Source organism: Methylobacterium terricola (assembly GCF_006151805.1).
Taxonomy (GTDB): domain Bacteria; phylum Pseudomonadota; class Alphaproteobacteria; order Rhizobiales; family Beijerinckiaceae; genus Methylobacterium; species Methylobacterium terricola.
The window spans coordinates 38,430-60,264 of sequence record NZ_VDDA01000011.1; the positions used below are offsets into that span (position 1 = coordinate 38,430).

The 21,835-nt window shown below is 71.5% G+C and carries 20 protein-coding genes; 14 read left to right on the top strand and 6 right to left on the bottom strand.

Features of this window, described 5'->3' with window-relative positions; genetic code table 11:
* Positions 1–151: 151 nt before the first annotated feature.
* Both FF100_RS21485 and FF100_RS21490 read left to right on the top strand, forming a co-directional pair.
* On the top strand, positions 152–478 hold the full coding sequence (locus FF100_RS21485; RefSeq protein ID WP_139037787.1) for a hypothetical protein: 327 nt from the start codon (positions 152–154) through the stop codon (positions 476–478).
* Positions 479–637: 159 nt separating this feature from the next.
* Positions 638–1,543: a peptidylprolyl isomerase gene (locus tag FF100_RS21490; protein WP_139037788.1), complete on the top strand. Its 906-nt coding sequence runs from the start codon at positions 638–640 to the stop codon at positions 1,541–1,543.
* A 283-nt stretch (positions 1,544–1,826) separates the two neighbouring features.
* Here the strand turns inward: FF100_RS21490 and FF100_RS21495 are convergent, their stop codons facing one another.
* Positions 1,827–3,746 (bottom strand): bifunctional sugar phosphate isomerase/epimerase/4-hydroxyphenylpyruvate dioxygenase family protein, encoded by a 1,920-nt coding sequence (locus FF100_RS21495; protein ID WP_139037789.1) that lies wholly within the window; start codon positions 3,744–3,746, stop codon positions 1,827–1,829.
* Positions 3,747–3,930: 184 nt separating this feature from the next.
* Here FF100_RS21495 and FF100_RS21500 point away from each other — a divergent pair, with 184 nt between their 5' ends.
* Entirely contained in the window at positions 3,931–4,788 is an 858-nt protein-coding gene (locus FF100_RS21500; RefSeq protein ID WP_139037790.1) for a shikimate dehydrogenase, read from the top strand.
* Between the two features lie 79 nt (positions 4,789–4,867).
* Complete coding sequence (locus FF100_RS21505) at positions 4,868–6,205, top strand: MFS transporter (protein ID WP_139037791.1); 1,338 nt, start codon at positions 4,868–4,870, stop codon at positions 6,203–6,205.
* Positions 6,206–6,510: 305 nt separating this feature from the next.
* Here FF100_RS21505 and FF100_RS21510 read toward each other — a convergent pair whose 3' ends face one another.
* Complete coding sequence (locus tag FF100_RS21510) at positions 6,511–9,651, bottom strand: autotransporter serine protease (RefSeq protein ID WP_171070284.1); 3,141 nt, start codon at positions 9,649–9,651, stop codon at positions 6,511–6,513.
* Between the two features lie 271 nt (positions 9,652–9,922).
* Here FF100_RS21510 and FF100_RS21515 point away from each other — a divergent pair, with 271 nt between their 5' ends.
* The 3 genes from FF100_RS21515 (at position 9,923) to FF100_RS21525 (ending at position 11,560) form a co-directional block, all read left to right on the top strand.
* The gene (locus tag FF100_RS21515) at positions 9,923–10,810 is read left to right on the top strand and encodes an MBL fold metallo-hydrolase (RefSeq protein WP_139037793.1); all 888 of its coding nucleotides are present in this window, start codon (positions 9,923–9,925) and stop codon (positions 10,808–10,810) included.
* A 153-nt stretch (positions 10,811–10,963) separates the two neighbouring features.
* On the top strand, positions 10,964–11,185 hold the full coding sequence (locus FF100_RS21520) for a hypothetical protein (protein WP_139037794.1): 222 nt from the start codon (positions 10,964–10,966) through the stop codon (positions 11,183–11,185).
* Positions 11,186–11,332: 147 nt separating this feature from the next.
* Positions 11,333–11,560: a hypothetical protein gene (locus FF100_RS21525; RefSeq protein WP_139037795.1), complete on the top strand. Its 228-nt coding sequence runs from the start codon at positions 11,333–11,335 to the stop codon at positions 11,558–11,560.
* A 42-nt stretch (positions 11,561–11,602) separates the two neighbouring features.
* On the opposite strand, the gene FF100_RS21530 is transcribed toward FF100_RS21525, so the two are convergent.
* Together FF100_RS21530 and FF100_RS21535 are read right to left on the bottom strand one after the other, a co-directional pair.
* A complete protein-coding gene (locus FF100_RS21530) occupies positions 11,603–12,358 on the bottom strand; it encodes a glycerophosphodiester phosphodiesterase family protein (RefSeq protein WP_139037796.1) in 756 nt (251 codons plus the stop codon).
* A 19-nt stretch (positions 12,359–12,377) separates the two neighbouring features.
* Complete coding sequence (locus FF100_RS21535) at positions 12,378–12,851, bottom strand: RidA family protein (protein WP_139037797.1); 474 nt, start codon at positions 12,849–12,851, stop codon at positions 12,378–12,380.
* Between the two features lie 311 nt (positions 12,852–13,162).
* On the opposite strand from FF100_RS21535, the gene FF100_RS21540 reads away from it, so the two are divergent.
* The 5 genes from FF100_RS21540 to FF100_RS21560 all read left to right on the top strand — a co-directional run bounded on the left by FF100_RS21540 (position 13,163) and on the right by FF100_RS21560 (position 18,064).
* Positions 13,163–14,356 (top strand): aspartate aminotransferase family protein, encoded by a 1,194-nt coding sequence (locus FF100_RS21540; protein WP_139037798.1) that lies wholly within the window; start codon positions 13,163–13,165, stop codon positions 14,354–14,356.
* Positions 14,356–15,303, top strand: a complete 948-nt coding sequence (gene argF / locus FF100_RS21545) for an ornithine carbamoyltransferase (RefSeq protein WP_139037799.1) — start codon at positions 14,356–14,358, stop codon at positions 15,301–15,303. The genes FF100_RS21540 and argF overlap by 1 nt, the downstream gene beginning before the upstream one ends.
* A gap of 446 nt (positions 15,304–15,749) precedes the next feature.
* On the top strand, positions 15,750–16,766 hold the full coding sequence (locus FF100_RS21550) for an Hsp33 family molecular chaperone (protein WP_139037800.1): 1,017 nt from the start codon (positions 15,750–15,752) through the stop codon (positions 16,764–16,766).
* Between the two features lie 94 nt (positions 16,767–16,860).
* On the top strand, positions 16,861–17,385 hold the full coding sequence (locus FF100_RS21555) for a PRC-barrel domain-containing protein (RefSeq protein ID WP_139037801.1): 525 nt from the start codon (positions 16,861–16,863) through the stop codon (positions 17,383–17,385).
* 67 nt (positions 17,386–17,452) lie between these two features.
* Positions 17,453–18,064 carry a LysE family translocator gene (locus FF100_RS21560; RefSeq protein ID WP_139037802.1) on the top strand — a complete coding sequence of 204 codons (612 nt, stop codon included), beginning with the start codon at positions 17,453–17,455 and terminating at the stop codon, positions 18,062–18,064.
* Positions 18,065–18,351: 287 nt separating this feature from the next.
* Here FF100_RS21560 and argE read toward each other — a convergent pair whose 3' ends face one another.
* Together argE and apaG are read right to left on the bottom strand one after the other, a co-directional pair.
* Positions 18,352–19,536 (bottom strand): acetylornithine deacetylase, encoded by a 1,185-nt coding sequence (gene argE, locus FF100_RS21565; RefSeq protein WP_139037803.1) that lies wholly within the window; start codon positions 19,534–19,536, stop codon positions 18,352–18,354.
* A gap of 110 nt (positions 19,537–19,646) precedes the next feature.
* A complete protein-coding gene (gene apaG, locus FF100_RS21570) occupies positions 19,647–20,039 on the bottom strand; it encodes a Co2+/Mg2+ efflux protein ApaG (RefSeq protein WP_139037804.1) in 393 nt (130 codons plus the stop codon).
* 130 nt (positions 20,040–20,169) lie between these two features.
* Between apaG and FF100_RS21575 the strand changes: the two genes are divergently transcribed.
* Positions 20,170–20,658 carry a hypothetical protein gene (locus tag FF100_RS21575; RefSeq protein ID WP_139037805.1) on the top strand — a complete coding sequence of 163 codons (489 nt, stop codon included), beginning with the start codon at positions 20,170–20,172 and terminating at the stop codon, positions 20,656–20,658.
* Positions 20,659–20,718: 60 nt separating this feature from the next.
* A complete protein-coding gene (locus FF100_RS21580) occupies positions 20,719–21,804 on the top strand; it encodes a 2'-deoxycytidine 5'-triphosphate deaminase (RefSeq protein ID WP_139037806.1) in 1,086 nt (361 codons plus the stop codon).
* Positions 21,805–21,835 lie beyond the last annotated feature (31 nt).

The following is a 21,835-nucleotide window of genomic DNA, read 5'->3' on the forward strand; positions in this document are numbered from 1 at the left end:
CGACAGGATGATCTGAAGTGCGACCGCCGTATTGTGCAATGCAACATAATTCTATTGCATTGCAAAAGAATGAATGGTTAGTTTGCGTCTCCCGGCGAATCCCGGCTTTCCGGACGCGTTCCCCGCCCCGGACAGAACCCCTGGACCACCGATGCGTCTCCTCTCCCTCACCGCCCTCGGCCTCGTTCTCGCGACCGCTGCGGGCGCCTCCGAGCTGAATCCGCGCCAGGCCCACAGCCTCGATCTCGGTCCGGTGCGCGGCTCGGCCTACTACACCGTCGAGAAGGACGGCCTTCGCGTCGTCGCCACCCTGGCGCCGACGGAGGCCGGTGCCGCCACCCCGCTGCGGGTGATCACCACGCTTGCCTCCGACCAGGTCGTCAGCTTCTCGGTGCCTGGCAGCCAGGACGGCGCCGCCGCCTCGGTGGCCTTCGCCCGCCGCGGCAACCGGGTCGAGGTCGCCTCGACCGGGTACTGAGCCACCGCTTCGCAGCCCCGGCGGATCACGGATCCGCGGGGGCTGCTCGTGCGGCGTGCGCGCCGCTTGTCTTGTCGGCCGATCTTTGCCACCTGTCCGCCGGTCTCACGACCGACTTCGCGCACGGGCCCCAAGGCGCACGGACCCAAGGATCACGCCATGCCGACCCTCTCCCCCCTCTGGCGCAACGGCGCGCTCGCCCTCGGGCTGCTCGTGCCGGGCCTCCTGCCGGGCGCGGCTCTCGCCCAGGCGCCGGCCCCCGCCGCCGCTCCTGCCACTGCGCCCGCCGCCCCGGCCCCGTCGCCCGACACGGTCGTCGCCAAGGTGAACGGCGCCCCGATCACCGCCGGCGACCTCGCGGTGGCGGCGGACGATCCGGCCCTGTCGCTGCCCGGCGTCGACGAGGCGCAGAAGAAGGGCCTCCTCGTCGACTACATGGTCGACCTGAAGATCGGCGCCCAGGCCGCCGAGAAGGCCAAGGTCGGCGACAACCCGGATTTCGCCCGCAAGCTCGCCTACTTCCGCGACAAGCTCCTCCTCGACGAGTACCTGGAGCGCGAGGCCAAGAAGGCGGTGACGCCGCAGGCCGAGCGGGCGCTCTACGACGAGACCGTCAAGGCGATGAAGCCCGAGGAGGAGGTGCATGCCCGCCACATCCTCGTCGACAACGAGGCCGAGGCCAAGAAGATCGCCGCGCGCCTGAAGGGCGGCGAGGACTTCGCCAAGGTCGCGGCCGAGACCTCGAAGGATCCCGGCTCGAAGGCCGAGGGCGGCGATCTCGGCTGGTTCACCAAGGAGCGGATGGTCGCGCCCTTCGCCGATGCGGCGTTCAAGATCGAGGCCGGCAAGATCTCTGACCCGGTCAAGACCCAGTTCGGCTGGCACGTCATCAAGGTCGAGGAGAAGCGCACCAAGCCGGTGCCGAGCTTCGACGAGATGAAGGAGCAGGTCGAGGCCTACCTCACCCGCAAGACGCAGCAGGACCTCATCACCAAGCTGCGCGAGCAGGCCAAGATCGAGAAGACCGCCGCGGCTCCCGCGACGAAGGCGGACGAGAAGAAGTAAGTTTGGATTGACGTAGAAGGACGGCCCTCGGAGCGCGGCTCCGGGGGCTTTTTGCTGTCTGCCGATCGGTCATGCCGCCCACGCCCTTTCCCGGACGACTGAAGCGCCAGCCGAAGGAGATCCGGGAACCAGCACAAGAAATCGCGAAGCGTCCATTTATCTGCAACGTTGCAGCATCCGGAGCCGCGTCGCGGCACCTCTCCCCTGGATCCCGGATCTCCTTCCGCTTCGGTTCAGTCGTCCGGGAAAGGGGAGGGGCGGGACCGGCCCGCTCCCGACCCGCCTACCGCAGCACCTGGGACAGGTTCGGCCCGCGCAACGCCGCGAGCGCCGCCATCCGCACCGGGGCGTTCGGCGCGCCGTAGAGGTCGTAGCCGCCCGTCCTCTGCACGACCTCGAAGTAGAACCGCTCCTCGAACGGCGTCGTGTAGAATTGCAGGAACTCGCCGTCGCCGACCCGGTCGTAGAGGATGCTCAGGGACTGCATCCGGGCGATGGTGGCGTCGTCGAGGCCGAAGCGGGCGGCCACGTCGTCGTAGTAGTTGGCCGGGATCGGCAGCAGCGTCGCCCCGGCGGCCTTCAGGCGCTCCGCCGCGGCGAAGATGTCGTCGGTGGCGAGCGCGATGTGGTGGACGCCGGCGCCCGCGAAGCTCGTCACCAGCCGGGCGGTGGCGGTGTTGCGGCTCTCCGAGATGTTGAGCGGCATCCGCATCGTGCGCTCGGCATTCGACATCGCCTTGCTGCGCACCAGGCCGTAGGGGTCGGGCAAGACCACCACGTCCTCGGGCTCGAGGCCGAGCACGGCGCGATAGAACAGCACCCAGGAATCGAGCTGGCCCTCGGGCAGGGCCTGCGCGACGTGGTCGATCCGGGTCAGGAGGCCCGTCGGCGCCGCACCCTCGTCCATCACGAAGTCGCGCTCGAAATCGTCGCCGGTCTGCGGGTCGGTGAGGATGATCAGGCTGCCGTCGGGCGCGCGGATCGACGGGAAAGTGTTCTCGTCCGGCCCGATCCGGCCGCCGAAGCGGCTGGCGCCGTAGGATTCGGCCCGGCCCAAAGCGGCGAGCGCGTCGTCGGTGGCGATGGCTTGCGCGCAGACCGAGGGGCCGTGCATCAGGAAGTAGGACGAGGCGAAGGAATCCGGCTCGCGGTTGAGCACGATGCGGATCTCGCCCTGGCCGTAGAGCGTCACCGCCTTGCTGCGGTGGCGGCCCAGCCGCGTGAAGCCGAGCTGGCCGAGGAGCCGCGCCAGCGCTCCCTCGCAGCGCTCGTCCACCGCCACCTCGATGAAGCGGTGGCCGGCGATGGCCGGCGGCAGCGGCGGATCGAACAGCTCGACCCGGCGGCGCGGCCGCTTGGCCGGGGAGGGGGCCTGCGCGGCGGCCTCCTCGGTACGGCGCACCCGCTCCTCCAGGAACAGCAGCGAGCGGTGGCCGTCGGCGGCGGTCTGGCGCGGGGGCGCGGCCCGCATCTCGTCGTTGAAGATCTCGAGCGAGATCGTCCCCGTGTAGCCGCAGGCGAGCACCGCCTGGAGGAAGCCCGGCACGTCGAGGTCGCCCTGGCCCGGCAGGCAGCGGAAATGGCGGCTCAGCGTCAGCGGGTTCATGCCGATGCGCGGCGCATCCGCCAGCTGGACGAAGAACACCCGCTGGCCCGGGAGATTCGCGATGCCCGACCAGTCGTCGGGGAGCGCGAGCGTGTGGAAGCTGTCGAGGATCAGGCCGAGATGCGGGTGGTTCGCCCGCTCGACGATGCCCCAGGCCCGGTCGAAGGTGCGCACCCGGGTGCCCCAGGACAGGGCCTCGAAGCCGATCTTCAGGCCGCGCTTCGCTGCCCGCTCGGCGAGCTGGTAGAGCTGGTCGGCCATCCGGGCATCGTCATCCGAGACTTCGGTGCCGACATTCGAGCAGACCAGGATCAGCGGCGCGCCCAATTCCTCCATCAGGTCGAACTTGCGCTCGGCCCGGTCGAGGTTGCGCTTCAGCTGCTCGTCCGACACGCCCTCGAAATCGCGGAACGGCTGGAACAGGTCGATCGAAAGCCCGAGGTCGGAGGCGTAGCGGCGTACGTCGCGGGCGGCGCCGGTATGGAACAGCAGGTCGTTCTCGAAGATCTCCACCCCGTCGAAGCGCGCCGCCGCGATCGCCTCCAGCTTCTCGATCAGCGTGCCGCTCAGCGACACCGTGGCGATCGCCTTCCTCATCGCGTTCTCCCCTCCGCGTTCCCGCCGGCTTTCCATCGCAAACGCGGCCGGCTCCGTCGAGCCCGGAGCGAGGCTCGGAGGCCTGCCGCTTTTCCGGGTTGACATGAACGTACTGGTTCGTACATTTGGATTCAAGCGCGTCGCAATCGCGCCATCCGAGGAACGCTACAGAGGAGCCCGCGCCATGGGCGCTGCCCCCCCATCCGTGCTGGCCGGGTTGATCGGCAACGGCATCCAGGCCTCCCGCACCCCGGCGATGCACGAGCGCGAGGGCGACGCGCAGGGCCTGCGCCTGCTCTACCAGAAGATCGACCTCGCGCTCCTGCGCCTCGGGGCGGACGCGCTGCCCGAGCTGCTGCGGGCGGCCGAGCTGATGGGCTTCTCCGGCCTCAACATCACCCATCCCTGCAAGCAGGCGGTGCTCGACCATCTCGACGAGCTGTCGCCCGACGCGGCGGCGCTGGGGGCGGTCAACACCGTGGTCCTGCGAGACGGCAAGCGGGTCGGCCACAACACCGACTGGTGGGGCTTCGCCGAGGCGTTCCGGCGCGGCCTGCCCGATGTGGCGCTCGACCGCGTCGTGCAGCTCGGCGCCGGCGGGGCCGGCGCGGCGGTGGCCCACGCGCTGCTCACCCTCGGGGTCAGGGACCTCGTCCTCAACGACATCGATCCGGGCCGGGCGGCGGCGGTCGCGGCCTCGCTGTGCGAGCGCTTCGGCGCCGGCCGGGCGCGGGCCTGCACCGACCTGGCGGCCGAGGTGGCGGCGGCCGACGGCCTCGTCCACTGCACGCCGACCGGCATGGACAAGTATCCCGGCCTGCCGCTTCCGGCGGAGTACCTGCATCCGAAGCTGTTCGTCGCCGAGATCGTCTACTTCCCGCTCGAGACCGCGCTCCTGCGCGAGGCGCGGCGGATCGGCTGCCGCACCCTCGACGGCGGCGGCATGGCGGTGTTTCAGGCGGTCGAGGCGTTCCGGCTCATCACCGGCGTGACCCCGGACCCGGAGCGGATGCTCCGCCATTTCGCCGAGCTCGGCCGGTAAGCCCGAGCCGTCCCTCCCCGAACAAGGCGGCCCGACCCAACGGGCCCGTTCTCTCCCCCTCCCCGACAGGAAACGTCCGATGTCCTCCTCCGTCTATCCGGCGGCAGCGACCGCTGCCGTCGCGCACGATGCCGCGAAGACCCCCAAGAAAGCCGCGCTCGCGAGCTGGATCGGCAGCGCGGTCGAATATTACGACTTCTTCATCTACGGCACCGCCGCGGCGCTGATCTTCCCGAAGCTGTTCTTCTCGCCCGACAACCCGCAGGCGGCGGCGATCGCCTCGTTCGCGACCTTCGGCGTCGCCTACATCACCCGGCCGCTCGGCGCGGTGGCGCTCGGCCATATCGGCGACCGCTTCGGCCGCAAGAAGGTGCTGACCTTCACGCTGCTGCTGATGGGCATCTCGACCTTCATGATCGGCTGCCTGCCGACCTACGAGCAGCTCGGCATCCTGTCGCCGATCCTCCTGGTGATCGCCCGCCTGCTCCAGGGCGTCTCGGCTGCCGGCGAGCAGGCCGGCGCCAACTCGATGACCCTCGAACACGCGCCCGAGAACAAGCGCGCCTTCTTCACCAGCTTCACCTTGAGCGGCACCCAGGCCGGGCTGATCCTCGCCACCCTGGTCTTCCTGCCGGTGACGCAGCTGCCCGAGGCGCAGATGCTGTCCTGGGGCTGGCGCATCCCGTTCTTCCTCAGCGCCGTCGTCGTCGCGGTCGGCTTCTGGGTCCGCCGCACCCTGCCGGAGACCCCGGTCTTCGAGAAGGAGCAGCAGGCGCAGCCCCACAAGAAGGAGGGCCTGCCGGTCGCGGTGCTGTTCCGCACGCAATGGGCCGACGTGCTGCGGGTGATCTTCGCGGCGCTGGTCTCGGTGGTGAGCACGATCTTCAGCGTCTTCACCCTGTCCTACGCCGTCAACACGATGAAGATCGACCGGTCGATGATGCTGACCGTACTCATCCTGGCCAACCTCGTGGCGCTCGGCGCGATCCCGGCCTTCGCGGCGCTCGCCGACCGGATCGGCCGCCGCCCGGTCTTCATCTTCGGCGCGCTCGGCTCCGCGGCGCTGATCTGGCCCTACATGTGGGCGATCAGCCAGGGCAACCTGGCGCTGATCTTCACCTTCGGCATCCTGCTCTCGGGCGTGGTCTACAGCGCCGCCAACGGGGTGTGGCCGTCGCTCTACGGCGAGATGTTCGACACCAAGGTCCGCCTGTCGGGCATGGCGATCGGCACCCAGATCGGCTTCGCGCTCGGCGGCTTCGCCCCGGTGATCAGCGCCTCGCTCCTCGGCACCGGCCCGACCGGCTGGGTTCCGGTGGCGGCCTTCGTCACCGCCACGGCGGCGATCGCCGCGATCTCGATCTTCACGGCGCGGGAGACCTACCGGACGCCGATGGAGATGCTGGGCAAGCGGTAATCTTCGGGGCAAGCCGGATTCTCGAGGCAAGCGGGCAAGCGCCGATCGTCTCATTCGGTCGATCCTGAAACCCTCCGTGTCGTCCCGGGGCCGCGTCAGCGGAGCCCGGGATTCACACATGCGGGCCTGACCGGAAAGGTCGACCGGCGTTTCGCGCGATCCTGCACCATCGGCGGTTCCGGATCCTGGATTCCGCGACGCGGCCCCGGGTTGCCCCTGAGAGGTGGGACCGGGTTCGGCTCGAATTGCACAAGCAAGGCCCGCCGCCTCGGCCGAGGCGGCGGGCCTTTCCCGTCGTCACCCCGTCAGAACCGATACGTGAAATTCCCCTTCACCGCATGGTCCTGCGCCCGCTCGCCGGCCTGTCCGGTATAGGACACGCCGAGCGTCGCCGCCGGCGAGACGGCCCAGTCGATTCCGGCTTGCGCCACCACCGCGTCGCGGTTGATCGGCACGCCGGCGACCAGGAACCCGGTCTGGCCGGCCCCGAAGGCGAGGAGCGCCTTCGGCACCACGTCGCCATAGGCCCGGCGCCAGCCGACGAGCCCGGTCAGGGTCACCGGAAGATCGGCCGAGAGCCGGGTCGCACCCCGCACGCCGACGGTGGTCGCGGCGAGGTCGTTGTCGCGGCCGAGGCCGGACAGCGCCGCCGGGCCGCCGCGCTCGGTGAAGGCGTCCTGGCCGATGCGGATCGCGGCCGCGCCGACGAAGGGCTCGATGATGGCCGCCCCGAACGCCACCCGGTAGCCGACCTCGCCGAAGACCTGCGCGGTGAGGCCGCTGGCGCGGGCATTCAGCCCCTGCGCGAAGCCGGGGGCCAGGATGCTGCGCCGAAGCGACAGGCTGTTGCCACCGGCCACGCCGCCGAAGCGGAGAGCCACGGGTCCGAGGGCCGTGCCGGCATAGAGGCCGCCGAAGCCGCTCTCGATCACCCCCGAGGCGGCGCGGCCGGTCACGTCGAGGCTGGTGTTGGTGTAGCCGCCGGCGACGCCGAGGCGCCAGCCGCCGGCGATCCCGCCGAGATCGACCGGGGTGTCGGCGCCGAGCACGAAGCCGCTGATCTGGCGCGACAGGGAAGCGGCGTTGCCGTCGCCCCGCGTGCGGCCGAAGGCGCCGAAGCCCTGGCCCCAGATCGCGTAAGGCCGCGGCGCGACGAGCTGCGCCGGCACCTGGACCGGCGGCGCGACCCGGCCCGGCAGGTCGGCCGAGTAGGCCGCCGGCAGGCTCGGCGCCGAGAGGCCGGGGAACACCGGCGCGTCCGACGGATCGCCGCGGCGCAGGCGGTCGAGGATCGCCTCGCGGACGAAGAACGCGGTCTCGAACTGCGCCGTCACCGCACTGGCATGGACCTCGCCCGACAGGGCCGCGAAGGCGGTCCGCGCAGCGGCCGGATCGGTGTTGACCAGCACGGTCTCGTAGAGCGCGTTGCCGGCCCCGAGCGCCTCGATCGCCCCGCCCGTCGCCGCCTGGTTGCGGGTGGCGCCGACCGAGGCGAAGCTCGTGGCGTTGCGCGCCAGCGTCAGCCCGACGCTGTCGGCGCGGTAATCGAGGTTCGCCCCGATGAAGGTGTAGCCCGGCGTCACGGCGTCGAAGCGGCCGGTCAGTCCTTGGCCCGCCGACAGGATGGTGGTGCGCTGGCCCAGGAGCCCGCGCAGGGCGCCCGGGCTCAGGGGCGCGCCGGTCCCTTCGGCCGACACCGTCACGGTGCCGCCGTCGATCCGCGCCGTGCCGGTGGCGCTGATGCGGTCGCTCGCCCCCGGCGCCACCTCGACGGCGTAGCGCGATCCCGCCGCGAAGCTGACGTTGCCGGCGACGTTGAGCGTGCCGATGCTGTTGCCCGGCGCCACCGTGCCGCCCGAGCGGACGGTGAGCCCGCCGAGGGTGCCGCTGCCCCCGAGCGTGCCGCCGGCATTGACGTTCGCGACCGAGGTGATCGAGCCGTTGACGGCGAGCAGGCCGCCATTCACCTCCGTGCTGCCGCTATAGGTGCTGGCACCGGTGAGGATCAGCGTGCCGTCCCCGGCCTTGGTCAGCCCGCCCTGGTAGGTGCGGGTGAGGAAGGCCCGGTCGCGCGCCTCGCGGTAGGTGTATTCGGTCTGCTGGTCGGCGGTGGTGCCCGCCGGCAGGCCGGCGCTCCAGCCGCGGGCGGCCTTGTCCTGGATCCAGGCCGCGTGTTCGGCGGAATCTTCCACCTGGCGTTGGCGCAGGGCCGCATCCGAGATGTCGTTCGACCAGATGTCGGCGGTGCTGCCCGGCAGTGTGGCGGTGAAGCGGCCGAGGAACTGGCCCGGGCCGTTCATCGCCCGGTCGAGGTCGATCTTGCCCCAGCCGAAGGTCTCGTTCGGCCGGTCGGCCGGGCCGCTGCCGAGATGGGTCGCGGTGGTGAGCAGCACGTCGCGCGCCTGCTCGTTGGTCATGTAGGGATAGCGCTCCATCACCAGCGCCAGCGCCCCGGTGACGTGGGGCGCCGACATCGAGGTGCCGCTCTTGGTGCCGTAGCCGGCGACGCCCGTGGTCGAGGTGACGGTGCTCAGAATGCCGCGGCCGGGCGCGGCGATGCACCAGTACTTGGCCAGCCCGCAGCGGTTGAACGCCGTGCCGTCGTCGATGGTGAGACCCGAGGCGGCGATCCAGCGCGATTCGAGGTCGGGCTCGAAATACGGCAGGGCGGCCCGGACGGTCGGGTTGTTCACCCCGGCATTGCCGGCGGCGAAGACCATGATGGTGCCGTACTGGCGGGCGGTCTCGGCCACCGCGTCGAGCCAGTCGGGCCGGCCCTGGAACCTGGCATAGCCGGCGGCGACCCCGGCGAGGGTGTTGTAGTTCTCGGACGGCGGCGGGCTGCCCCAGGACGAGTTGATCACCCGGGCGCCGGACGCCGCGAGGTTGCCGTAGGCGGCCTTGAAGTAATTGTAATCCTGGTTGGCGCCGTAGATCGACGAATCGGTGGCGTTGGTGTTGGTGGCGAGCAAGGTCGCGCCGAAGGCGACGCCGTGCATGCCCGTGCCGTCGCGCCGCGCGACGATCGTGCCGTCGACATGGGTGCCGTGGTCGTCGTTGACGCCGCGGATCCAGGTGCCCGGCACCGAGAACGGTGCGCCCGCGGAGAACAGATCGCTGCGCACGCCGGCGGCGGTCTCGTAGCGGTAGCCGCTCGCCAGGTAGGTGCCCTGGACGGTGAGCGGCGTCACCTGGCCGGCGAATTCCGGATGGGAGGCGAGGAAGCCCGAATCGACCGAGCCGACCACGACGCCCCGGCCGGTGATGCCGCGGGCATAGGCCTGGTCGGCCCGCATCGAGGTGAGGCCCCAATCACCCATATATTCCGGCGTGCGCCAGCTCGCGGCGTCGCCGGGGCGTCCCGGATCCTGGTAGCCGGACGATTGCGCCAACGCTGCATACGAGCTCGTCGAGCAAAGGAGCGAGAGCAGGCCGCGAGCGGCCATCGTCTTTGCTCTCGATCGCGCCTGAACTTTCATCAAATTGCCTCGATATGATCGTGGGCTTTGCAGCCTTCTTCTTCGAAGGAAGCGGCGAATGCGCTGACGATGATGCTAGCCGCGAAAAAGCCGGAGTGATGCCGCGATCGTTTCGCATTCGTGTGTTTCCCGGTAGCCGTGGCGGAAACGTCACGGGGGCAAGCCGTCCGTGCGCATGCGCACGGGAACCGATACTCCAGTGGGGCATTAGCCGGGCGATCCACCGCGAGGTGCCGGCATGACCCAGCAGATCCCGATCGGCCGCGATTGCGTCGCCGACGTCCCCGCTGGACCGGACGGCACCCACGCGCTCCGCCCCGACCTCGCCTATCAGCGCCACGCCATCGTCAACGTCGCCTATCTCGGACCGCCCGGGGCCGGCGACCGGGGCTGGGTGCTGGTCGATGCCGGGATCATGGGCTCGCGCAGCGCGATCGAATCCGCCGCCGCCGCCCGCTTCGGCCAGGGTGCCAGACCGGCGGCGATCGTGCTCACCCACGGCCATTTCGACCATGTCGGCGTGCTGGAGGATCTGGCGGAGGAATGGGACGCGCCGGTCTGGGCGCATCCGCTCGAGCGGCCCTATCTCGACGGCAGCGGCGCCTATCCGGCCCCCGACCCGAGCGTCGGCGGCGGTCTCGTCGCCCGGCTCTCGCCGCTCTTCCCGACGAAGCCGGTCGATGTCGGCGCCCGCCTGCACCTCCTGCCCGAGGACGGCAGCGTGCCGCCGCTGCCGGGCTGGCGCTGGATCCACACCCCCGGCCACGCGCCGGGCCACGTCTCGCTCTGGCGCGCCGGCGACCGGACGCTGATCGCCGGCGACGCTTTCGTGACCACGGCGCAGGAATCGGTTTACGCCGTCGCCACCCAGGCGCCCGAGATGCACGGGCCGCCGCGCTACCTGACGATCGACTGGGACGCGGCCGGGCGCTCGGTCGAGGCGCTGGCGCAGCTCGAGCCCGAACTGGCGCTCACCGGCCACGGCCGGCCCCTGCGCGGCCCGGGGCTCCGCGAAGCGCTGCACCGGCTCGCCCACGACTTTTCCGCCGTGGCGGTGCCGGATCGGGGGCGCTATGTCGAGGCCCCGATCCGCACCGGCGACCCGGCGGCGACGCGGGAGCCCTGACGGGCTCTCTCCCCGCTATCCACATCGCGGCCCGCCGCGCGCCCGGCAGGCGCGAACACAGCTTGACCGACTCGCCCTCCCCGTGGCTTGTTCACTGTATGTTCTAGCGTGAGTCGGCCGGTGCCGGCGACGTGCAGCGGCGAGCGGGAAGCCATGAATCACGAGCCGGCGGAGCGATGGGACGGGCGATCGCCCGGCGTCGAGACGATCGCGGTGGCCTACCTCACGGCCGCCGGGGGCGACGCCGCGCTCGCCCTGCGCCGGGCGATCGCCGACGCGCTCGCCGATCTCGGCGAGGCGGAGCGGCGCACCCGCCAGCGCGACCGCCTGATCTCGCGCGGCTACGTGCGGGCCGGGCCGATCGGGCGGGGGTGACCCCTCCGCCCTCAACGGGGGGATCAGCAGCGTCGCGCTTCCACTGCATCTCGGTCGATCACCCGCCCGCCGCGCCGCGTGCGCGCCGGCACATCGACCGTGCTTTCACCGGACTACGCCAGTCCTCACCAGCCGGGACCGACCCCCATGCCGCTCCATGCCCTCCGCTACGACATCCGCCGTGACCGGGACGGCTGGACCGTCTACGACGTGCGCTCCGGCGCCATCGCGGTGATCGACGACGTGCTGCAGGTCGGCCTCGCGATGGACGAGGCCGATGCCGTGGCGGATTCGCTGAGCGCCGAATGCCCCTCGGCGGCGCTCGCCGGCCTGCCGCCGCGGTTCGCCTGGTTCCAGCTTCCGGCAAGGCCGTGAACCCGAGGCCCTGAACCGTCCCTTACGGCGATCCGGCCGTGATCAGGGCCGGAAGCCCTCGAACACCATCTGGTCGGCATGGGCCCGGGCGAGGCGCACCTGCGCCTCGTTGCGCACGGTCCAGGTCATCACCGGCATCCGCCCGAGCAGGCGGCAGAGATGGGTGGCGGCGTTCGGCAGGTCGTCGACGCGCCAGGACAGGAAGTCCGGCCGGCTCTCGGACACGTGCAGCAGCTGGCCGAGCCCGTGCCGTTCCGCCTCGGTGAGGCCGGCATAGGACGGGTCGTCGTGCCGGCTCTCCGCCACGATGCCGCGGGGAATGCCCGGGAGGAGGTCGGCGAGCGCGCCGACGACCACCGGATCGAACGACTTCACCGCCACCGGACCGTCATAGGCCGCGACGATCGCGGCGGTGCGGCGGGCGAGCGCGAGGTCGCCGTCATGCCGGGTCTTCACCTCGACGACCAGCGGCGTGCGGCCGGCGATCCGGCCGAGAAACTCCGGCAGGGTCGGGATGCGCTCGCCGCTGCCGAGCACCGTCAGGCGCGTCAGGTCGGCGGCGTCGCGCTCGCGCACCAGGCCGTCGGTGCCGGCGAGCCGGCCGAGCCCGGCATCGTGGAAGACCATCGCCTCGCCGTCCCGGCTGAGCTGGACGTCGCACTCGATCGCGTAGCCGGCACCGATCGCGGCCTCGGCGGCCGCGACCGTGTTCTCGGGGATGCCGGCGGCCCTGTCGTGCAGGCCGCGATGGGCGATCGGGCGGGCGGTCAGCCAGCCGGGGGCGAGGCGTTCGGTCATTGTCGCGATGCGTCCCGGCTCAGCGGATCTCGAACATGCCCTCGACCTCGACGACGGCGTCGAGGGGAAGCTCGGCGACGCCGATCGTCGAGCGGGCGTGGCGGCCGCGCTCGCCCAGCACCTGCACCATCAGGTCGGAGGCGCCGTTCATCACGCCGGCGATGGCCGAGAAGCCCGGCGCCGCGTTGATGAAGCCGCCGAGCCGCAGGCAGGACACCACCGCCTCGTCGAGGTTGCCGGCGGCCGCGCGCAGCTGCGCCAGCACGTTGAGGGCGCAGTGCCGCGCCGCCTCGGCCGCGGCCTCCGGCGAGACCGCGGCGCCGACCTTGCCCTTGTGGGCCGGGTCGATCTGGCCGTTCGCCCCGAAGGGCAGCTGGCCCGAGATGATCACCAGGTTGCCGCTGCGCTGGAAGCCGACGTAGTTCGCCACCGGTGCCGCGGCCGGCGGCAGGGTGAGGCCGAGCTCCTTCAGGCGGTCGAGGGTCGCGCTCATCTGTCTGGTCTCCCACCAGGCCCGTCCGGGGCGTGGCGCCCGCCGGAGTGAAGGCCGGTCCGTCGGCCCGCGGCGGCCCGCCGCGGCGCGGCCGAGACCGGCCGCGACAGGGTCTGTGCCCCGAAGGAAGTCCGGCCGCAACCCCGGGCCGGGGGTCTCGGCAAGGGTATCTCGGCGTCATCTCGGCGTCATCGTCGCTCCACGGCGTTGACAGGGCGCTCTCGTTCCATAGTATCCGCGCGCGCCGCCCTTCGAGGCGGCGCTTTGTTTTACGGTCGACCGACTCACTCGACCGCGACGGAGACGAGATCGTGACCTCCTCGCTGCTGCCGACCTACGCCCGGGCCAAGGTGTCCTTCGAGCGCGGTGAGGGCGCTTGGCTCATCGCCCGAGACGGCTCGCGATACCTCGATTTCGGCGCCGGCATCGCGGTCAACTCGGTCGGCCACGGCCACCCGCACCTCGTCGCCGCGCTGACCGAGCAGGCCCAGAAGGTCTGGCACGTCTCGAACCTGTTCGAGGTGCCGGAGGCCGAGCGGCTGGCCCAGCGGCTGACCGAGGCGAGCTTCGCCGACGTGGTGTTCTTCGCCAATTCCGGTGCCGAGGCCAACGAGGCCTGCATCAAGATGGCCCGCAAGTACCACGCCGCCGGCGGCCACCCGGAGCGTTACCGGATCATCACCTTCGAGGGCGCCTTCCACGGCCGCACGCTCGCCACCATCGCGGCCGGCGGCCAGCAGAAGTACATCGACGGCTTCGGCCCGAAGGTCGACGGCTTCGACCAGGTGCCGTTCGGCGACCTCGAGGCGCTGAAGGCCGCCATCACCCCTGAGACCGCCGCCCTGATGATCGAGCCGATCCAGGGCGAGGGCGGCCTGCGGGTGGTGCCGCACGAGTGGCTGCGCACCCTGCGCGCGCTCTGCGACGAGCACGGCCTGATGCTGATCATGGACGAGGTCCAGACCGGCATCGGCCGCACCGGCAAGCTGTTCGCCCATGAATGGTCGGGTGTCACGCCCGACATCCTGTCCTCGGCCAAGGGGATCGGCGGCGGCTTTCCGATGGGCGCCTGCCTCGCCACCCGCGAGGCCGCCCGCGGCATGACCGTCGGCACCCACGGCACCACCTTCGGCGGCAATCCCCTCGCCATGGCGGTGGGCAACGCCGTGCTCGACATCATCCTGGCGCCGGGCTTCCTCGATCATGTGCGTCAGACCGGCCTGCTCCTGAAGCAGCGCCTCGCGTCGCTCAAGGACCGCTATCCCGACGTGATCGATGCGTTGCGCGGCGAGGGCCTGATGATGGGCCTGCGCCTCGTGGTCACCAACACCGATTTCGCCGCCGCCGCCCGGGACGAGCACCTGCTGGTGATCCCGGCCGGCGACAACGTCGTGCGCCTCCTGCCCCCGCTGACCATCGGCGAGGACGAGGTGGCCGCGGCGATCGACAAGCTGGAGGCGGCCTGTGCCGCCATGGAGACGAGGGGCCGGAGGGCCGCCGAGTGATGAATGCGCCCGTGAAGATCGCGCCGGCCCCCCGGCATTTCCTCGACCTGACCGACTTCTCGAAGACCGAGCTGCGCACGGTCCTCGACGCCTGCGCCGAGCTGAAGCGCCGCCGCCGCAAGGGCGAGCCGCCGGCCGAGCGGCCGCTCGCCGGCAAGTTCCTGGCGATGGTGTTCGACAAGCCCTCGACCCGCACCCGCGTCTCGTTCGACGTGGCGATGCGGGAACTGGGCGGCGAGACCCTGATGCTCACCGGCCGGGAGATGCAGCTCGGCCGCGGCGAGACCGTCGCCGACACCGCCCGGGTCCTGTCGCGCTACGTCGATGCGATCATGATCCGCATCCTCGATCACGGCATGATGCTGGAACTGGCCGAGTACGCCACCGTCCCGGTGATCAACGGCCTGACGAAGGACTCGCATCCGTGCCAGATCATGGCCGACGTGCTGACCTTCGAGGAGCATCGCGGCCCGATCACCGGCCGCACCGTGGCCTGGTCGGGCGACGCCAACAACGTGCTGGCCTCCTGGGCCCACGCCGCGGCGCGCTTCGACTTCAAGCTCAACGTCGCCTGCCCGCCGGAGATGCCGGTGCCGGAGAGCCTCATCGCCCGGGCCAAGGCCGAGGGCGCCGAGCTCACCATCACCGCCGACCCGTTCGAGGCGGTGGCGGGGGCCGATGCGGTCGTGACCGATTGCTGGGTCTCGATGGGCGACGAGGACGAGGCGCACCGCCACAACCTGCTGATGCCCTACCAGGTCAACGGCCGGCTGATGGCGGCGGCGGCCAAGGACGCGGTGTTCATGCACTGCCTGCCGGCCCATCGCGGCGAGGAGGTCACCGCCGAGGTGATCGACGGGCCGCAATCGGTGGTGTTCGACGAGGCCGAGAACCGGCTCCACGCCCAGAAGGGCATCCTGGCCTGGTGCCTCGGGGCGGTGCTCTGAGGGAGCGTCCGACCGGTTGACCCGGTCGATCCGGCCGGCGCGCTTCCCATCCGGGGGCGAGCCTCGGCGAGAACCCGGGATCCATCACCGCTGACGAGGCAGGACAGGGCGGGCAGCGTTCCGCTTCGTCTCGTATCACCAGCGGCGACGGACCCAGGGCTCCGCCGCGAGGCCCCAGGATGACGTCAGGGGTCATCGGCGCCTCCGAGGCCGGCTGAGCGGGCCCCGACGCTCCGCCCCCGGCACTAACCCCTTCGAAAACATCGCCCGATCCCCCATATAGCGGGATACGCCGGTCTCTCGCCGCGGCGTCTCCCGCCCCTTCGCTCCGCCTGCCCGCTCCATGCGAGTCCATGCGGCGCGGCTCGCGCGGAAGACCCCTCGCCGGGAGACCTTCAGATCGTGCGCGAGAGCCGGCCTTCAGCGGAGCCGGCGGCGGTGACAGCATGTCCGACACCTCTTCTTCCCAAGCTCCCGGCGCCCAAGGTTCCGAGGGCCGCGACGACGCGATCCTGCCCTTCGCGGTCGAGCCCCTCGACGTGCGCGGCCGCGCCGTGCGCCTCGGCCCCTCCGTCGACACCATCCTGCGCCGGCACGGCTACCCCGACACGGTGGCGCGGCTTCTCGGCGAGGCGGCGGCGCTGACGGTGCTGCTCGGCTCCTCGCTCAAGTTCGAGGGCCGGTTCCAGCTCCAGACCAAGTCGAACGGCCCGGTCGAGATGGTGGTGGTCGATTTCGAGGCGCCGGACCGGGTGCGCGCCACCGCCCGCTTCGATGCGGACCGGGTCGCCGCGGCCGGGCCGCGCGCCGGAACCGCGGCGCTTCTCGGCCACGGCCATCTCGCCATGACCATCGACCAGGGCTCGGCCCAGAGCCGCTACCAGGGCGTGGTGGCGCTGGAGGGCCAGGGCTTCGAGGAGGCGGCGCACCAGTATTTCCGCCAGTCGGAGCAGATCCCGACCCGGGTCCGCCTCGCCGTCGCCGAGCAGGTCGAGGGCGAGGGGGGGAACTGGCGCGCCGGCGGCCTGCTGGTGCAGTTCCTGCCGCACTCGCCCGACCGGGCGCGGCTGGCCGACCTTCCGCCGGGCGACCTGCCGGAGGGGCACGCGCTCCTCGACGACGCCGCGTCGCGGGAGGACGACGCCTGGGTCGAGGCCAAGTCCCTGATCGCGACGATCGAGGACCACGAGCTCGTCGATCCGACCGTGTCGAGCGAGCGTCTGCTCTACCGCCTGTTCCACGAGCGCGGCGTGCGGGTGTTCGAGGCGCAAGGCGTGCATGAGGCCTGCCGCTGCTCGCGCGACCGGGTGATGGGGATGATCCGCAACTTCTCATCCGAGGAGCGCCGGGACATCGTCGGTGAGGACGGCCGCATCGGCATCACCTGCGAGTTCTGCTCGCGGCACTACGATCTCGATCCGGCCGAGGTCGAGGCCGAGATCGCCCGTTCGGCCGAGGCCTGACGCGGCGAAAAGGTTGGGCGCGACGGAACTTTTCGCACCGCAACCGACTCTCCCTGCGCCCGAGCGTGTCGGGCGCACGAAGCCGGAGCCGTCGATGTCCCGCCCCTTCCTCGCCGCCGCGTTCCTCCTCGTCGCTGGCGCCAGCGCCGGTCTGGCGCAGGATGCGAGCGGCCCGAAACCCGTTCCCGGCACCCCGGCCACCCTCAACAACGACCTGCGGCCGACCTTCGTCGCGCAGGAGCCGAGCGACCTCATGGCCTCGAAGATGATCGGCCAGAGCATCGTGAACGGCGCCAACGAGACCATCGGCTCGGTGGCCGACATCGTGCTCGGGCCGGATCTCGCGGTGAAGTCCTACGTCGTCGGCGTCGGCGGCTTCCTCGGCCTCGGCACCAAGTACGTCTCCGTCGCGCGGGAGGCGCTGCAGGTCACCCGGGTCGACGACAAGACCCTGAAGGCCGTGATCAATACCGACAAGGACCAGCTCCGCGCCGCGCCCGAATACGTCTATCTCGGCCAGCAGCCGTCGAAGGCCGATGCGGCGAAGACGACCGACGCGGCGAAGACCGATACCCCGGCGGCCACCGGCACCACCACGACGCAGCCGGCGCAGCAGTAAGATCGACGTCTGGCGGGGCGGCGGCGGGCATGGCACGCTGCCGTCCGATTCACCGCCGGACGCTGGAATGCCCCTCGATCTCTATCTCGGCTTCGTCGCCGCCACGATCGTCCTGATCCTGATCCCGGGCCCCAACGTCGCCCTGATCGTCGCCAACAGCGTGGCCCATGGCAGCCGCTACGGCCTTGTCACCGTCGCGGGCACCAGCCTCGCCCTCGGGGTCCAGCTCGCTCTCACCGTCGCCGGCCTCTCGGCGATGCTGAGCGTCATGGCGACGTGGTTCGAGGTGCTGCGCTGGCTCGGCGTCGGCTACCTCGTCTGGCTTGGAATCCGGGCTTGGCGGGCTCCCGCGATCGACCTCGCGCAGACCGCACCGCAGCCACGGGCCGCCCGGAGAATCGCGCTGCGCGGCTTCCTCGTCGCGCTGACCAACCCGAAGACGCTGCTGTTCTTCGGCGCCTTCCTGCCCCAGTTCGTCAGCCGCGACGCCGATCCCCTCGGCCAGCTCGGATTGCTCGCCGCGACCTTCCTGGTTCTGGCGATTGGCCTCGACGCCGTGTGGGCCCTGGCGGCGGGACGGGCGCGAGCCGTGCTGGCGCGCGGGCGCTGGCGCAACCGGGTGACGGGTGGGCTGCTGCTCGGAGCCGGTTTGGGCTTGGCGCTGGCGCGGCGGCCTTGAGCCCGGTCCGGAACATCCGTCCCCGTTCAAAAGGAGAGCGTGTCGCCCCCTCCCGTGTGGGAGAGGGGTGAGGGGTCGGTGACGCACTTCGGTGTAAGACTCGGATTGTCGTGCTGGCGGACGGACGGCGGGAGCCTCATTCGGCACCGTCTCCACCCTCGCGCGATCTCCGATCGCGCCTGCCCGTCGCCCATGCCCCGTAGCGATACCGGGCAAGCCCGGGACCGCCTGGAGAGGGGATCCCGGGCCGGTTTGTCAGCGAATCGTCATCGCGAGGCGAAACGGCCTCAAACCGGGCTCCACCCCGCCGCGCAATCCCGCACCAGCTGCCGCAGGAAGCCCTCGCCCGCCTCGAGCGCCGCCAGCGTGATGTACTCGTCCGGCTGATGCGCCTGGTCGATCGAGCCCGGGCCGCAGACCACCGTCGGCAGACCGGCGAGCTGGAAGCGGCCGGCCTCGGTGGCGTAGGGCACCGTGATGGTGTGGTTGCGGCCGGCGAGCCGCAGGGCCAGGCGCTCGGCCGGGGAGCCGGGCTCCGGCGCGAGGCCCGGCACCGCGGCATCCTCCTCGGTCTCGACGCGGCCGTAATCGCCGAAGCGGTTGAGCCGCTCGCGGGTGACCCGCTCCACCTCCACGGCGAACAGGTTCGGGATCTCGTCGCGCGGGAGATCCGGCAAACCGCGGAACTCCCACTGGAACTCGCAGGCCTTCGGCAGGATGTTGCGGGCGGTACCGCCGCCGATCACCCCGACATGGACCGTGGTGTAGCCCGGATCGAACCGGCCGCTCGCGTCGCCGCGGGCCGCCACCTGATCGGCGATGCGGTTGAGGCCGGCCACCAGCTCGGCCGCCGCCATCACGGCATTGGCGCCCAGCGCCGGCTTCGAGGAATGCGCCTCGTGGCCGTGGACCGTGGTGCGGTAGGTGTAGATGCTCTTGTGGGCGTCGGCGACCTCGAGGTCGGTCGGCTCGCCGACGATCACTGCGCCCGGCCGCGGGAGATCCTCTCCGAAGCGGGCGATCACGTCGGCGACGCCGAGGCAGGTCAGCTCCTCGTCGTAGGAGAGCAGGATGTGGATCGGCGTCTTGAGATCGGCCGCCAGCATCTCCGGCACCAGCGCGAGGCAGAGCGCGTCGAAGCCCTTCATGTCGACGGCGCCGCGGCCATAGGCCCGGCCGTCGGCGATGCGCAGGGTGTAGGGATCGCTCGTCCAGGACTGCCCGGCCACCGGCACCACATCGGTATGGCCGGACAGCACCACGCCGCCGTCCCGCATCGGCCCGACCGTGGCGAAGAGCGCCGCCTTGTCGCCGGCCTCGTTGGGGGCGATCACGTAGGGCACGCCCCAGGCGTCGAGGTACTCCGCCACCCAGTGGATCAGCGGCAGGTTCGACTTCTGGCTCTCGGTGTCGAAGGAGACCAGCCGGGCGAGGAGTTCGAGCGGGGTCAGGCGGGGGCCGGTCTTGGTCATCGGGGCGGGCTGTCTCGCAGGTGAGAGAAGCCCCGGTCTTAGCGCAAGCCCTCCGCCCCCGACAGCCGCGCCGGCGCAATCACCCCCAGACGCCGGAGCACGGATGATCGCTAGTGCATCACCCGGCGCACATGCGGCGAATCGAGCGAGAAGGCCGGAATTGCCGCCTCGAAGCTGCGGCCGTCGGCGGTCGCCATCGTGTAGGTGCCCTCCATCGTGCCGTCCGGCGTCGTGAGGGGGCAACCGCTGGTGTAGCTGAACGATTCGCCCGGGCCGAGCACCGGCTGCTTGCCGACCACGCCGGCGCCCCGCACCTCCTGCATCTCGCCGCGCCCGTCGACGATGCGCCAGTGGCGGGAGCGCAGCTGGACCTGCTCGCTGCCGTTATTGGTGATCTCCACCGTGTAGGCGAAGAAGTAGCGGCCGCTGTCGGGCGAGGATTCCTCCTCGACGAAGCGCGGCTGCACGGCCACGCTGATGCCGCGGGTCTCGGCCTTGTACATCAGGGAACCTCCGCTGGCGGCCTGCGCGTAAGCGCGACGGCCGGCGGGCGTCGTGGTACGTCCGGCCTCCTGGATCGTCAATCGCCGACGATTGGAGTCGGTAATCCTGCACGAGGCGCCCCACCCGGTCATGAGGCTTCTTCACCCGTCCACAGGGCTCGCCGCCGCGCTCGCTCTCGCCCTGCGTGCCGACCTCGCCGCGCTCGCCCTGCTCGCCGCCTGGGCGGGGTCGGCGCTGCTCGGCCGGCAGCGCGCGGGAGCCGGGGAGGGGCCCTGGATCCGTGCGGCCCTCGCCCTCGCGCTAGTCTGGCGCGCGCCGGGCGGGCCGGCGGCGGCGCTCGTCGCGGCGCTCCTGCTGGAGATGGCGGCGGGCCGCCTCACCATCCTGCTCGCCGCCCGGACCGGGACCGCGCTGCCCGGGCCCGACCTGCATTCGCTGATCCTTGCCGGCGGCAAGGGGGCCGACCTCGTCGCCGCCGCCGCCTTCGCCGCCATGATCCTGTGGCCGGACCGGCTGGCCCCGATCGCGAGCGCGCTCGCCGGGCTGACCGCCATGGGGGCGATCGCGCGGGCGAGCCTGGCGCTTGCCGTGACGAGGGGCGTCCGGGACGAGGCGTGAGAGTCTTCACCTCATCGAAACCCTGGCCTACGACAAGAGACCATCGAGGATGGACAGGTCATGGTGAAGCTCGAGGACGGGATTCAATCGGCGGAGAGCATCGCAGGCCTCGCCGCCGCCGGGGTGATCCGGCCCGCGGCCGCGTTCGCGGACGACCAGATCCAGCCGGCGAGCCTCGACCTGCGCCTCGGCGCCCGGGCCTGGCGGGTGCGGGCGAGCTTCCTGCCCGGCCGCACCCGCGATGTCGCCGCCTGCCTCGACAAGCTGAAGCTGCACGAGATCGACCTGCGCCAGGGCGCGGTGCTGGAAACCGGCTGCGTCTACATCGCCGAATTGCAGGAGGGGCTGGCCCTGCCGCCGGACCTCGCGGCGAGCGCGAACCCGAAGAGCTCGACCGGGCGGATCGACGTGTTCACCCGCGTCATCACCGATCAGGCGCGGGAATTCGACATGGTCGAGGCCGGCTATGCCGGTCCGCTCTTCGCCGAGATCTCGCCCCGCACCTTCCCGGTCCTGGTGCGCACCGGCTCGCGCCTGTCGCAGCTGCGCTTCCGCCGTGGCGCGGTGCGGCTCGACGATGCGGCGCTGGCGCGCCTGCACGCGGCCTCGCCGCTGGTCGATGCCGCCGATCCCTCGTTCCAGGGCGGCGTCGCCGTCTCGGTGGATCTCTCGGGCTTCGACGGGCTGATCGGCTACCGCGCCAAGCGCCATACCGGCCTCGTCGATGTCGACCGTCCCCGCTCCTATCCGGTGGCCGAGTTCTGGGAGCCCCTGCGGGCCGACGGCTCCGGCACGCTGATCCTCGATCCGGGCCAGTTCTACATCCTGGCCTCGAAGGAGGCGGTGCAGGTGCCGCCGGACTTCGCCGCCGAGATGGTGCCGTTCGATCCCCTGGTCGGGGAGTTCCGGGTCCACTACGCCGGATTCTTCGATCCGGGCTTCGGCCATGCCGAGGCCGGCGGCAGCGGCGCCCGGGCGGTGCTCGAGGTACGCTCCCGCGACGTGCCGTTCATGCTGGAGGACGGCCAGATCGTCGGCCGCCTCGTCTACGAGCGCATGGCCCGGCGCCCGGCCGCCCTCTACGGCAGCGCCGCCGGCTCGAACTACCAGGCGCAAGGGCTGAAGCTGTCGAAGCACTTCGTCTGACGGAAGCCGCCTCCGGCGGCGAGGCGGGCTT